The 13610-nt window shown below is 73.9% G+C and carries 6 protein-coding genes; 1 reads left to right on the top strand and 5 read right to left on the bottom strand.

Annotated elements, in window-relative coordinates; genetic code table 11:
• Positions 1 to 43: 43 nt before the first annotated feature.
• The 5 genes from OOJ98_RS17770 to OOJ98_RS17750 all read right to left on the bottom strand — a co-directional run bounded on the left by OOJ98_RS17770 (position 44) and on the right by OOJ98_RS17750 (position 12047).
• Positions 44 to 1813 carry a serine/threonine-protein kinase gene (locus tag OOJ98_RS17770; protein ID WP_267055867.1) on the bottom strand — a complete coding sequence of 590 codons (1770 nt, stop codon included), beginning with the start codon at positions 1811 to 1813 and terminating at the stop codon, positions 44 to 46.
• A gap of 120 nt (positions 1814 to 1933) precedes the next feature.
• Positions 1934 to 3646, bottom strand: a complete 1713-nt coding sequence (locus OOJ98_RS17765; RefSeq protein WP_267055866.1) for a serine/threonine-protein kinase — start codon at positions 3644 to 3646, stop codon at positions 1934 to 1936.
• 202 nt (positions 3647 to 3848) lie between these two features.
• Entirely contained in the window at positions 3849 to 6683 is a 2835-nt protein-coding gene (locus OOJ98_RS17760; protein ID WP_267055865.1) for a protein kinase, read from the bottom strand.
• A gap of 207 nt (positions 6684 to 6890) precedes the next feature.
• Positions 6891 to 8768 (bottom strand): serine/threonine-protein kinase, encoded by a 1878-nt coding sequence (locus tag OOJ98_RS17755; protein ID WP_267057007.1) that lies wholly within the window; start codon positions 8766 to 8768, stop codon positions 6891 to 6893.
• 1572 nt (positions 8769 to 10340) lie between these two features.
• Positions 10341 to 12047: a glycerol-3-phosphate dehydrogenase/oxidase gene (locus OOJ98_RS17750; protein ID WP_267055864.1), complete on the bottom strand. Its 1707-nt coding sequence runs from the start codon at positions 12045 to 12047 to the stop codon at positions 10341 to 10343.
• A 233-nt stretch (positions 12048 to 12280) separates the two neighbouring features.
• Between OOJ98_RS17750 and OOJ98_RS17745 the strand changes: the two genes are divergently transcribed.
• A complete protein-coding gene (locus OOJ98_RS17745; RefSeq protein ID WP_267055863.1) occupies positions 12281 to 13525 on the top strand; it encodes a nucleotide sugar dehydrogenase in 1245 nt (414 codons plus the stop codon).
• The last annotated feature ends 85 nt before the right edge of the window (positions 13526 to 13610 follow it).

Genomic DNA, 13610 nt, shown 5'->3' with positions numbered 1-13610 from the left:
ACCCGTGACAGAAGCCCCGAACCCAGGCCGCGAGAAGGGGGGTTCAGAACTCGGGCACGAAGGAGTCGAGCGCGGTGTCGAAGGTGCGCTTGGCCTCGTCGAGCCGGCCGACCGGCGCGGACACCCACACGTCGTACATCCGCCCCGGGACGTCCCAGGAGATGTCGTACGTGTGCCGGGGGCCCTCGGCCTTGGTGAAGCCGTTCCAGGTGAACTCCCACAGCGCCGCGTCGTGTCCGTGGTGCGTGGTCGCGGTGACCTTGCCGTCCCGGTACCCGGGGTTGGTGACCGGCCCGTTGGCGGCCGACTGCCGCATGACGCCGAGCGGCCCCCCGGCCACGGTGTGCTGGGTCCTGATCCCCACCTTGAGGGCGCCGTCCGGTGAGGTGTAGAAGACGCGCTGCGCGTCGGTGGAGCGTACGTAGCCGTCGGGCAGCGCGATGCCGAAGCCGTCCGAGTCGCGCACGAAGCGGAACCCGTCGGGAAGCGGCGGCACGGCGGCCTGCTCCGGGGCCGGCGGAGGAGGCGGGGGCGGGCGCCGCGGCGCCTCGCTGCGCGGCGGGCCCGCACCGGCGTCGGGCGTGCCGGCGACGACGCTCGGCGAGGTTCCCGGCGCCGCGTCGCGGTCCGTTCCCAGACCGTCGAGCGCGAACACCGCGACGGCCGCGCCCGCGCCGGTCAGCACGAGCACGAGGGCGGCCCCCGCGAGGAGGCTCCGTTTGCGCCACGGCCGGGCGACGGACGTGGTCGAGTCGACGGGAGTGTCGGCCGGCTCGGCGGCGTACCGCCCGGGGACGGGCGCGGGAGCGGAGGCGGATGCGGCGGACGAGGGCGCGGGCGACGGCGACGAGGAGGCCGTCGGGGGCGCGGCGGTCCCCGGCGGGTCCTTGGTGACGGCCGCCGTCGCGGGTCCGACGCGGTCGGCCGGTGTGGGGCGGCGTGGGGGTGTGCTGCCCGTCGCGACGAAGGCGCGCAGCAGCGATTCCGCCTCCGCCGCGCCCAGGCGGTGTGCCGGGTCCCGCTCCAGGAGGCCCTGGACGACGGGCAGCAGCGGGCGCGCTGCGGCGGGCGGCCGGATCTCGTCGATGACGACGGCGTGCAGGACCCCGCCCAACGAGTCGCGGTGGAAGGGGGATTCGCCGCTGAGCGCGGCGCAGAGCAGCGCGCCGAGCGACCACAGGTCCGACTCGGGCCCGGCCCCCGCGCCCTGCATCCGCTCCGGCGCGGTGTACTCGGGCGAGCCGACGAACGCGCCCTCCTCGCTGATCGTCGAGGTGCCGGGCACCTGGGCGATGCCGAAGTCGGTGAGCACGACCCGGCCGCCGTCCTCCTCGATGAGGACGTTGGCGGGCTTGAGGTCGCGGTGGAGCACGCCCCGGGCGTGGGCCGTGGCCAGCGCGCCGAGGAGCGCCACCCCGATCCGCGCGGCCTCGTCCGCCCCGACGGGCCCCTTGGCGGCGAGCACGTCGGCGAGCGAGCCGCCGTCGACGAGCTCCATCACGATGTACGAACGCCGGGCCCCGGCCGCGTCGTCCGGCGCGCCGTCCTCGACGACGTCGTGCACGACGATGACATGCGGGTGTTTGATCTGGGCCACCGCACGGGCCTCGCGCAGCGCCGCGGTGGCCGGGGCGCCGCCCTCGGGGTGGAGCTCCTTGACGGCGACCTGGCGGCCGAGCAGTTCGTCGTGCGCCCGCCAGACCGTGCCCATCCCGCCGCGGCCGAGCCGTCTCCCGAGGCGGTAACGCCCCGCGATCAGGCGGGAGTCGGGCCGGTCACGGGGTTCTCGCGGATGCTGCTCTGCTGTGGGCATGGGGTTCCCCCTCGATCTCCCCGCACGCGTGAAGGCCCATCATGCCGCACCCCGGCGGCCTCCGACGGCGTTCGCCGCACGTGGCGGGAAGCCCCGTCCGCTGCCCGTCGGGCCGCCCCGTCAGCTGCCCGTCGACGCCGAGGGCTGCCAGCCCTGGAGCACCGTGTCGAACTGCTGGCGCGTGGTCGCCCAGTCCTCGTCGGGGCCCGACATGTAGAGGGCGTACTCGGGCTTGCCGCCGTCTCCGTAATACATCTGGTCGATGGCGTGCCGCTTGCCGGGGAAGTCCTGCTTCTCCGTGTAGGTGAACTCCCAGAGGGACGACTTCACCTGGTCGCGGTAGTTGTTGCTGTGGAGCGTGATCCGCCGGTACTGCGGCAGCCGGTCCCGGAGCGACTTCTCCATGTTGAGCATGTGCATGTACGGGTTCTCGAAGTCCGGCACCTTGTCGACGCTGATCCGGATGCGGTGCTTGCCGTTGTCCGGTGTGTAGTCGATCTCGGCGCCGTCCATCTGGCGCTTCCAGCCCTTGGGCACGAGCAGGCTGAAGCCGGCTTTGTCCTTGACGCGCTGCCAGCCGGCGGGCACGGACTGGTCGCCGCCGCTCGGCGACCGGCCGGCCTCCGGAGAGGAGGACGCGGCGGGGCCGGACGGCCCTGCGGCGTTGCCGGTGCCCGAACTGTCCCTGCCCTCCTGGTACTTCAGATAGGCGAACCCGGTGCCCACGCCGACCAGGGCGGCCAGCGCGACCACCAGCGCGACGGTCCGCCAGCGCCGCCTGCGCGGCGCCGGTGCCTGCGGCGGTGCGGGCGCCATCGCCGCCGCCCGGGGCTGCGGCGGTGCGGGCGCGGGCCGCTCGGCGGCGGGCTGCGGGCGCGAGGCGGAGTTGACCACGGTGGGCCCGGTCTGTGCGCCCGCCGCCGAGCGCAGCTCCGCGGCGGAGAGCGGGCCGGTCGGCACATGGGCCTGCGCGGCCAGGGAGTCGCGTCCCTCCATCGCGTCGAGGAACATCCGCTCGGCCTGCTCGACCGAGGGCCGCTCCTCCGGCGTCTTGCGCAGCAGCGCGACGATGACGGGCCCCAGCGCTCCCGCGCGGTCCGGCGTCGGGGGCTCCTCCTCCACCACGGCCTGCATGGTGGAGATCGGCGAGTCCCTGCGGAACGGCGAGACGCCCTGCACCGCCGCGTACAGGGTGGCGCCGAGCGACCACAGGTCGGAGGCGGGCCCCGGGTGGGCGCCCTGGACCCGCTCGGGCGCCAGATAGTCGATGGAGCCGACGAGTTCACCGGTCTTGGTGATGGTGACGTCGCCCTCGATGGCGGCGATGCCGAAGTCGGTGAGCAGGACCCGGCCGTCCCGGGCGAGCAGCACGTTGCCGGGCTTCACGTCGCGGTGCAGGACGCCGGCCGTATGCGCGGCGCGCAGCGCGCCGAGGACGTGCAGCCCGATCCGGGCGGCCTCGCGCGCCTCGATGCGGTTGCCGTCGGCCTCCTTGACGGCGTCGGCGAGCGAGGGCCCGTCGACGTACTGCATGACGATCCAGGGCCGGTTGTCGTGGTCGAGGACGTCATGGACGGTGACCACGCCGGGGTGGGTGATGCGGGCCGCGGCCCGCGCCTCCTTCTGCGTACGGGCGTGCAGTACCGCCCGGTCGGCCTCGGCGACGTACAGGGCGGCGGTCAGTTCCTTGACGGCGACGGTGCGGTGCAGCACCTCGTCGTGGGCACGCCAGACCTTGCCCATGCCGCCGCGGCCTATCGCGTCACCGAGCCGATAGCGCCCGGCCAGCAACAGCCCCGCTCCGGAGCCGCTCGTGCTGTGAGTGTTTTCCACGTCCCCCGCCCGCCCAGACCTTTCCTACGGAGCCAGATTACGGAGCGGAATCCGGCCAGGGAACCTCGGGGCACCCAACCGTGACCCCGCGAACCGCCCTTACCGCGATGACCTGGTCTTTCACCCGAGCAACGCAATCCGCACACACGGTGAAACCCGTGTCCGCGGGGCGATTTCGGAGAGTGCGGAGCGTGACCGGGCGTCAGCGGGTGGCCCGGTAGGCGCCGGTGGCCTGCCCGAAGATCTCTGTCACCTTGTCACGCTGGGACTCGGGGCCGATCACCTGAACCACGTGATATCGGCCATTGACAATCAGGGCGAGATTGCGGACGTACACCTGCCGTCCGCTGCTGTCGCGCCAGGTGAACTGCCCTTCGGCCATGGACTGCTGCCCCACGTCGATGCGGCGCAGGCCCGTCGAGGTGGACCAGCTGGAGTCCCGGAACGGCTGGAGTTCGCGCTCCTTGTCCGCCTGGTAGGCCAGCGGATCGGAGCCGTCCGCCCGGACGGTGTCCCGGCCCGGGACGACGATCAGCGTGAAGTCGCCCCCGACATACCGGACTTGCCCGGCATCGTTCATCGGCTGACGCTGCCAGCCGCTGTCCACGCCGACCTGGAACCCCTCGGGGTCCTTGCGCACGACGTAGCCGGCGGCCGGCGGGGAACTCGTGCCGCCGGGGCCGGTGGTCTGTGTCTGCTGGGACGGGGGCGTGCCGCTGGGCGTCGGCGCGGGAGGGCTCTGGCCCGAAGTGCCGGGGCTCTGCTGCCCGGCACTGCCGGCCGGAGGGGCGCTGCCCGTGTCCTGCCCGGAGCCGGAACGGGGCATGAACAGCACCGCGTACGCGATCGCGCCGGCCAGCAGCAGGAGGACGAGGACGAGCAGCAGCCGGCCGAGCGATCTCGGTTTTCCGCTCGGCGGCGCGGCCTGCCGGTGCCGGTGCCGGCCGTGCTCGGCGGGGGCCGCGACGGGGGCAGCGGCGGAGGCAGCGGCGGATTTCCTTCTGCGCCGCACCAGTTCGCCCCGGCGGCGCACGATGGGGAGCTTCTTGTCGTCCGGCACGATCACCGGGGCGATCCGGGTGCCGGCCTCGGGCTCGGGCGCCGACCGCACCAGCGAGCGCAGCCAGCCGCGCAGCTCCTCGAACTCCGGGCGTTCGGTGGGGTCCTGACGCAGCAGCGACTCCACGACGGGCCGCAGCGGCCCGCACTCCTCGGCGAACGCGGGCGGTTCACCGCACACCATCTGTACGAGGTCGGCCGCGCTCTCCTCGGGGTACGGGGCGTGCCCCTGGACCGCGCGGAACAGCAGGGCGCCGAGGGCCCACAGGTCGGTGGCCGGGCCGATCGGCGGGGCGAGGCGCCAGTTCTCGTGTATGGGCCCGGCCTGCTCGGGCGCCCACCGCTCGGTGACCGCGCCCACGACGGCCATCCGGGTGTGCCGGGCCCGCTCGGCGGCGAGCCGGTTGGCGGGGCCGCGGTAGGGCGCGTCGGGGGCGGGGTGCCGGTCGGGGGTGGAGCGGGGCTGAGGCGCGGCCGTGCGCTGGGAGGCGGGAGCGGACGCCGGGGGGCCCGGGTGCGGTACGCGCTGGGAGTCGGCGCGGAAGGCGTCGGCGCGGAACCCGGGCGGCAGCGCGGGCGTCCTGGGCGCGGGGGCGCGGGGCGGCTCGAAGCCTTCGGCGCGGGCGGACCGGGCGGATCCGGTGGAGCCGGTGGCGTTGACGGATGCGTCGGCCCCGTTGTGGGGGCGTGCGGCTTCGGAGGCGTGCGGGTCGCCGTCGGGGTCCTGGTACGGACGCTCGGCGTCGGAATTCGGGGCCCCGGCCGGGCGCCCCGCCGGGCGGGGCACCCAGCGGCCCGTCACGGGGTCGTACTGGCGCCGGGTGCGGCCGGAGTCCGGCCCCTCGTCGTCGGCGTACGGACTGGCGCCGCCGCTGGGCACCCGCACCCCGCGCACGGGGTCGTACATGCCCGGACCGGCACCGGTCGCACCCTCGTCCGACCGGCCCGGATCGCCCTGACCGGGCAGGAGGGGCCGGTCATTCGGGTCGGGCTCCGGGCCGGCCGGCCGCTGGTCGGGCAGGACGGCGTCCGCGCCGGCCCGCGCTGCCGCCCTCGCGCCCGCGCGGTACGCGGCGATCACCCCGGCCCGTCCGGCGGCCCCGGGCGGGGCGGGGCGCGCGGCGGACTCCGGGGTGGCTCCGGGAGCGGGCTCCAGGGCCGAAGTGCCCTGCGGGACGGCCTCGTTGGCCTCGGGCGCGTCCACGGGCCGCGGCGCGCCGCCGAAGCCGTCGTCGTCCGCGGCGAGCGGCACGGGCGCGTACCCGCAGAGCGCTTCCTGTGCGGCGCCCACCGCGAGGCCGGTCAGGACGACCCGTCCGTCGTCGCATATCAAGACGGTACGAGCCGTGATGTTGCGGTGGGTCCAGCCGTGCGCGTGCAGCACCCGCAGCGCGGTCAGCACGTCGGAGGCGACCTCCGCGGCACGAAAGGGGTTCATCGGACGGTCCGCGAGGAGCGCGGACAGGGGCCGTGCGGCGATCAGTTCGCTGACGATCCACAGCGAGCCGTCCTGCGCGAAGACGTCGAAGACCTGGTCGAGGCGGGGGTGGTCGGGGATCTGCGCGGCCGCCTGGGCCGCCTCGACGGCGCGCCGCACGGCGGGGTCGGCCGGCCTGCGGGTGGTGCGCCCGTACCCCGGCGCCCCGCCGTATCCGCTCTCGCTGCCGGGGCCGCCGCCATACGCCCCGGTACTGCCGTACGCCCCGGTGTCGCCGTAGGCCGCGCCGTTGCCGGAGGCGCCGCCGCCGTATTCGCCGACGTCGCCACCGCCGCGCATATAGGCGTCGGGGGTTCCGTACGCGTCGTCGCCTTCGAGCACTTCCGCGTCGACGACCTCGGGCAACGGGATCTGGCGGACGAGGACTTGCTGCCCGCTGTAGGTGTCAAAGGCGCGCGTCTCGACCAGGTCGTAACTGTCGTCGAGGGGCAGCGGCAGCCGATAGCGGTCGGCAAGCACCCGACCCGCATAGTCGTCCACGACGCCTCCCCACAGCGCGCTGTTCCCCCGGATCACGGCGCTCACACCCGCCGCAACCCGTCAATTCCGGTCGTTTACCGGCCCATTGCGGCTGCGTACCGTCCGCGAGCTCTCACGATACGTGGCCCCGGCGCGTCACGTCCGGGGGATACCCCGTTTCCCCGGGCCGCGCGGCCATGGCCCCGGCACCGGGCCGGGTCCGCCGGCTCAGGCGGGCTGGAAGGTGGCGAAGAGCGCGGCCAGCGTCGCCTGCGTCTCCGGCTTCGACCAGTCCTCGTCCTTGGCCGAGAACATGATGCCGTAGCCCCGGCTCGTGCTGACCACGAAGCCGCGGTCCACCGAGTGGTACCTGGTGCCGCTGTCGTCGTAGGTGAACTCCCAGTCGGCCGCGGGCCATCCCCGGTAGTTCACCGCGGATATCTTCACCCGCTTGTAGTTCGGCCTCGTCATGGACGACTCCTGGCTCATCCAGTCGGCCACCGGGTTCGACTTCGGGGTGTCGGTCCAGCCGATCAGCAGGCGCTGCCCGTTGGGGCCGGTGAAGCGGGCGCCCGCGTCGTCGGTCGACTTGTACGACCACCCCGCGGGCAGCCCTATGGAGAAGCCCTGGTCCGACTTGTACGGCGTGGTGGCCACGGAGCCGGCGCCGCCCTTGCCGCCGTCACCACTGCCCGCGGTGGCGCCGGTACCGGTTCCGTCGCCCGTGCCCGTGGCGTCGCCGGTGCCCTTGCCGTCGCCCTGTCCGGCGGTGGCGGCCTGGCCGCTCGACGAGCCCTGGCCCGACGGGGTGCTCCCGCCGGACGACTGCCCGCCCCCGCCCTTCTTGCTGCTCGCGGGCGAGCCCCCGGCCGCGGGTCCGCTGGAGGCGGCGGCCTTGTCGCTCTTGGGCTTGCCCGACGTGTCGTCTCCCCCGCCGAGCGAGAGGGCGAGCACCGTGCCGAGGATGGCGAGCGCCGCGACCACCGCGATGATGATCAGGGTGCGGCGCGGCACGACGTCGGTGAGCGAGGCGCGCGGCGGCGGGACCGGGCCGGACGGCGAACCGGGCCTCGACCGCGGCGCGGGCACCGCCTTGGCGCGCACGTCGCGCGCCTCCCGGGCGCCCTGGGCCTTCTCCTTGGCCGACGCCTTGGCCTCGGCCGCCGCGTTCCGTACGGACTTGAGCGCGCCGCGCATCCGCTCGGCCGCCGCGTCGGTCTTCGGCTCACGCGGCAGCGGGGGCAGCGGAACCACCCGCGTCGCCTCGGACGACACCGGCTCGGGCACGATCTCCTCGTGCTCGGGCGCGTTGAACACCTCGGTCAGCAGTTTGCGCGCGGCCGCGTTGTCCAGTCGCTGCGCCGGGTCCTTGGCGAGCAGCCCGTAGATGACCTGCTCAAGCAGGGGCCCGGCGTTCTTGGGCGGGTCGACCGGCTCGGTCATCACGGCGGTGAGCGTCGCGATCGCCGAGCCCTTGTCGTACGGAGGCACGCCTTCCACGCTCGCGTACAGCAGCCCGCCGAGCGACCAGAGGTCGGCGGCCGGGCCCGGCTTGTGGCCGCGGGCCCGCTCCGGCGAGATGTACGAGGGCGCGCCGACGAGCATGCCGGTGGAGGTGATGGAGGGGTCGCCCTCCACCTGGGCGATGCCGAAGTCGGTCAGGACGACCCGGCCGTCCTCGGCGATCAGCACGTTGGACGGCTTCACGTCGCGGTGCAGGATGCCCTCACGGTGCGCGGAGCGCAGCACGTCGAGGATGGCGAGACCCACCTCGGCGGCCCGGCGGGGCGTCAGGGTGCCGTCCTCGCGCACCGCTTCGGCGAGCGACTTGCCCTCGACGAGCTCCATGACGATCCAGGGCCGGTCGTCCTCGTCCACCACGTCGTAGACGGTGACGGCGGCGGTGTTGCGGATCCGGGCGATCGCCTTGGCCTCGCGCAGGGTGCGCGTGATGAGCCGGCGCTTCTCGTCCTCGTCGATGCTGGAGGGGAAGCGGAGCTCCTTGACGGCGACGGTCCGACCGAGCGTCTCGTCGACGGCCCGCCAGACCGTGCCCATCCCGCCCCGCCCGAGCACACCACCGAGCCGGTACCGCCCGGCGAGCAGCCGCCCTTCCCCACCGCTGTCGGCCCCGGCCGCGGCGCCGGACGCCCCGCCCTTGGCAAGCCCCGCGCCGGACTTGGCACCGGGACCCTCCTGGGCAGCGGGCTTCCGATCGGCCGGCACGGAGGCCGACTTCACGGCGTCGGGCCTGGCATCGCTCGCCCCAGAGGCCGACTTCAGCGCGTCAGACTCGGGGGCGGGCTTGGCCTTGGAGAGTTGGGGGCTCGTCTTGACTCCGGACTTGGCACCGGAGGTGGCGCCGGTGGCTCGGGAGGCGGGCTTGGCGTCTTGCGGCTGGGGGGACAGCTTGGCGTCTTCCGGCTTGGCGTCCTGCGACTGGGGGGACGGCTTGGCGGCTTCCGGCTTGGCGTCCTGCGGCTGGGCGGACGGCTCGGTGTCCTGCGCCTTCTCGGCCTGCGTGCCGGACAACGTGCCGGACGACGTGTCAGCCGCCCTGCCGGCCGTGGTGCTCGTCGACTTCGCGGTGCCCTCCGTCTGCGGCGACTTGGTCTTCGCTCCGGCGGCGCATGCGGCAGACCCCGTCGCACCTTCCGCGTCCGTACCGGACTTGGCGACCGATGTCCTCGGGTCCGGCCGGCCCTTGGCGGCGGCCGTGCCCCGCCCGGTGTCCGGCGGCCCGGCCTCGCCCGGCGTCGCCGCGGAGGTCCGGTCCGGCTCGGCGGCACGCGAAGCCGAGCCCCGGCCGGGCTCGTCCGCCCGGTCGCCCGCGGCCGCGGCGTCCGCCGCATCCGCCGGGCGCCGCCCGGACTTCGTGCCCGCCTCGCCCGAGGCGGATTCTGCGGGCGTCGACGACGCCCCCGGCTCCTGTCGCTCGTCCCGCTGGGGTTCCCGCGACTGCTCCGCCTCCGACATGCGTCCCCTCTGCGATTCCTGATCTTCGCCCGCGCCGGCCTCGGCCCGCGGCCCGCCGCGACCTGCCTCGTGGGAGGCGGCCCGGCGCACCGCTCCGACCTGCTTGCCCGGCCGGGTGCCCGACCCGCCCGGAGCCGTACGCGAACCCGGCGTCCGCGCGAGGCCCGTAACCCGCCCTGGCAGAGCCCCCATTGTCCCTCACGCCGGGACCGGTGATGGTCCCGGGTCCGTCGGCCGCCAAGTTGACGGCGGAGTGGAGGAAGCCCAGCGTGCCGAGGCTTCCGGGCCCGTTCGTCCCAGCGATGACCACACCACTGTGCGTCATCGACACGGCGTCAAAACCCGGCAAAGCGGGCCCCTTCCGTGCCCGTTCACCGCTCGGACACGACCGGCCACCGACGGCGGGATCGCGCCGCTCGGCACCGCACCGCACCCGCCGGCACCTCCACCCGCTCGGACTCTCCGCGCGGGCGGCATGCACCAAGACGTTCGTGGCCACCGTAGTGCCGCGACGGGCCGCTGAGTACAGAGCCGGAGCACGAAGCCGCGTACGAACGCCGCGTACGGACCGGGACGCGCCGACCCGCCGGCCCCACTCCTGCACCTGCCGCACCAGCAGCCTCGTCAACTACACGGCAGGGGGCACCGCTCCGGTTCCGCACGGCCCGGCGGGACCGGCCCCGCCGGCTACGCCCCCACGTCTCAGACCGGGGCGATGTCGGGCGCCCCGAGCCTGGCCGCGTCCGCCGTCAGGTCGTCGGGCTGGCGCTGCGACTCCCGCTCGGCCTCCACCCGCTTCTCGTAGTGCTCCACCTCCTTCTCGATCTGCTTGGTGTCCCAGCCGAGGACCGGCGCCATCAACTCCGCGCACTCCCGGGCCGAGCGGGTCCCGCGGTCGAAGGTCTCGATGGAGATCCGGGTGCGCCGGGTCAGCACGTCGTCCAGGTGGCGCGCGCCCTCGTGCGAGGCCGCGTACACGATCTCGGCGCGCAGGTAGTCGTCCGCCGCGGCGAGCGGCTCGCCCAGCGCGGGGTCGGCGGTGATCAGCTCCAGGAGGTCCTCCGCCATCGAGCCGTACCGGTTCAACAGGTGCTCCACGCGCACCACATGCAGCCCGGTCCTGGCCGCGATCCTCGCCCTAGCGTTCCACAGCGCCTTGTAGCCCTCGGCGCCGAGCAGCGGAACGTCCTCGGTGACGCAGGCCGCCACCCGCTGGTCGAGCGCGTGCACCGCCTCGTCGACGGCGTCCTTCGCCATCACCCGGTACGTCGTGTACTTTCCGCCGGCCACCACGACGAGGCCGGGCACCGGGTGCGCGACGGTGTGTTCGCGCGAGAGCTTGCTCGTGGCGTCCGACTCGCCGGCGAGCAGCGGCCGCAGGCCGGCGTACACGCCTTGGACGTCGTCCCGGGTCAGGGGCACCGCGAGCACGGAGTTGACGTGTTCGAGCAGGTAGTCGATGTCCGCGCTGGACGCGGCCGGGTGCGCCTTGTCGAGGTCCCAGTCGGTGTCGGTGGTGCCGACGATCCAGTGCCGGCCCCAGGGGATGACGAAGAGCACGGACTTCTCGGTCCGCAGGATCAGGCCGGTATTCGAGTGGATCCGGTCCTTGGGCACCACCAGGTGGATGCCCTTCGAGGCCCGTACATGGAACTGCCCCCTCTCCCCGATCAGCGCCTGGGTGTCGTCGGTCCACACCCCTGTCGCGTTGACGACCTGCTTGGCGCGGATCTCGTACTCCCCGCCCGCCTCTCCATCCTGCACCCGGGCACCGACCACGCGTTCGCCCTCGCGCAGGAAGCCCACCACCCGGGCCCGGTTGGCGACCTGCGCACCGTACGAGGACGCGGTGCGCACCAGGGTGGTCACATAGCGGGCGTCGTCCATCTGCGCGTCGTAGTACTGCAACGCTCCGACCAGCGCGTCCTTCTTCAACGCGGGGGCCACGCGCAGGGCGTGGCGGCGGCTCAGGTGACGGTGTGTCGGCAGGCCCCTGCCGTGGCCCGACGACAGGGACATCGCGTCGTAGAGCGCGACGCCGGATCCCGCGTACAGCCGCTCCCAGCCCTTGTGCTGGAGCGGGTAGAGGAACGGGACGGGCTTCACGAGGTGCGGCGCGAGCCGTTCGAGCAGCAGGCCCCGCTCCTTGAGCGCTTCGCGCACGAGGGCGAAGTCGAGCATTTCCAGATAGCGCAGCCCGCCGTGGATCAGCTTGCTGGAGCGGCTGGACGTGCCCGACGCCCAGTCCCGCGCCTCGACGAGGCCGGTGGCCAGGCCGCGGGTCGCCGCGTCGAGTGCCGTGCCGGCGCCGACCACCCCCGCGCCCACGACCAGCACGTCGAGCTCGCCCTCCGTCATGGCGGCGAGCGCATGTGCGCGCTGCTCGGGTCCCAGTGTCGCTGTCCTCACGGCATGCCTCCGGTTGGTCGGGGTGGTCCCGCAGACCGGGTGGTCTGGCTCACACACTCGATTCTGGACGGGACCACCGACATCGGCCACCGCCTGTGGACAACACTCGCTCCCCCACACCCTCCCAATGCCGCAAATCAGTCATATTTCCTCTTAGTCTGACATTCCGCACGCCCATTCTGTCCACAGGGCTTGCGCTCCATGTCCCCTCCGGCTAAGGGAAGGACGGTCACATGCCCGCAGACCTCGCCGTCATCGGACTCGGCCACCTGGGCCTGCCCCTCGCCCAAGCCGCCGTCGCCGCCGGCATCCAGACCGTCGGCCACGACACCGATCCACGAGCCGTCGCCGAACTCGCCGCGGGGCGCACTCCTGTCGACGGCTCGCTCACCCCGGCCGATCTGCGCCGCATGTCCGCGGGAGGCTTCCGCACCACGACCGACCCCGCCGAGCTGGGCCGGGTCCGTACCGCCGTCATCTGCGCCCCCACCTCCCTGGGTGCCGACCGCACCCTCGACCTGGGCGCGGTGGCCGACGCCGCACGGGCACTCGCCGGCCGGCTGCGGCCGCACACCACCGTCATCCTGGAGTCGGCCGGATACCCCGGAACCACCGAGGAATTCCTCCGCCCGCTCCTTGAAGAGGGATCCGGTCTGCGGGCCGGGCGCGACTTCCACCTCGCCTGCTCGCCGAGCCGCATCGACCCCGGCAACCGCACCCACAGCTTCGCCGCGACACCCAAGGTCATCGGCGGGCTGACCCCGGCCTGCACGGAATCGGCCGCCGCGTTCTACGGCCGCCTCACCGACAAGGTGGTGCGCGCCCGGGGGCTTCGCGAGGCCGAGATGTCCAAGCTGCTCGAAACCAACTTCCGGCACGTCAACATCGCCCTGGTCAACGAGATGGCCGTGCTCTGCCACGACATGGGCGTCGACCTCTGGGACGTCATCCGCTGCTCGGAGACCAAGCCGTTCGGCTTCCAGGCCTTCCGGCCGGGCCCCGGCGTCGGCGGCCACGGCATCCCGCTCGATCCGGCCCCGCTGCCCTACGCGGGCCTGCGCATGGTCGGCCTGGCGCGCGAGATCAACGCGCACATGCCCAGCTACGTCATCCAGCGCTCGACCACGCTCCTCAACGAGCACGGCAAGTCGGCACGCGGGGCCCGCGTCCTGCTCCTCGGCGTCACCTACAAGCCGGACTTCGCCGACGAGGAGGGCTCACCCGCCCAGGAGATCGCCGGACGCCTGATGGATCTGGGCGCGCAGATCACGTACCACGACCCGCTCGTGCCGACCTGGCGCGTGCGCGACCAGCCGGTGCCGCGCGCCGATTCGCTCTACGAGGCCGCCGCCCACGCCGATCTGACGGTGCTTCTCCAGCACCACCGCACCTACGACCTCCAGGGCCTCGCGGTCAAGGCACAGCTCCTCCTGGACACCCGGGGCGCGACCCCTGCGGGGGCGGCGCACCGGCTCTGATTCCAGCCTTTATTTATCCCCTACGCGAACGCGGATCGGCCTGTTACTCTTCGGGGCCGCTCAATCGCACAACCGTGCGCTTGTC

It is taken from the genome of Streptomyces sp. NBC_00083 (assembly GCF_026343295.1).
In the GTDB taxonomy this organism is placed as follows: Bacteria; Actinomycetota; Actinomycetes; order Streptomycetales; family Streptomycetaceae; genus Streptomyces.
This window is presented reverse-complemented; position numbering and strand designations above follow the sequence as displayed.

Bases quoted from the DNA above. Each gene is read 5' to 3' on its own strand.
- OOJ98_RS17770 (WP_267055867.1), bottom strand. From the start codon at position 1,813: ATGCCCACAGCAGAGCAGCATCCGCGAGAACCCCGTGACCGGCCCGAC.
- OOJ98_RS17745 (WP_267055863.1), top strand. From the start codon at position 12,281: ATGCCCGCAGACCTCGCCGTCATCGGACTCGGCCACCTGGGCCTGCCC.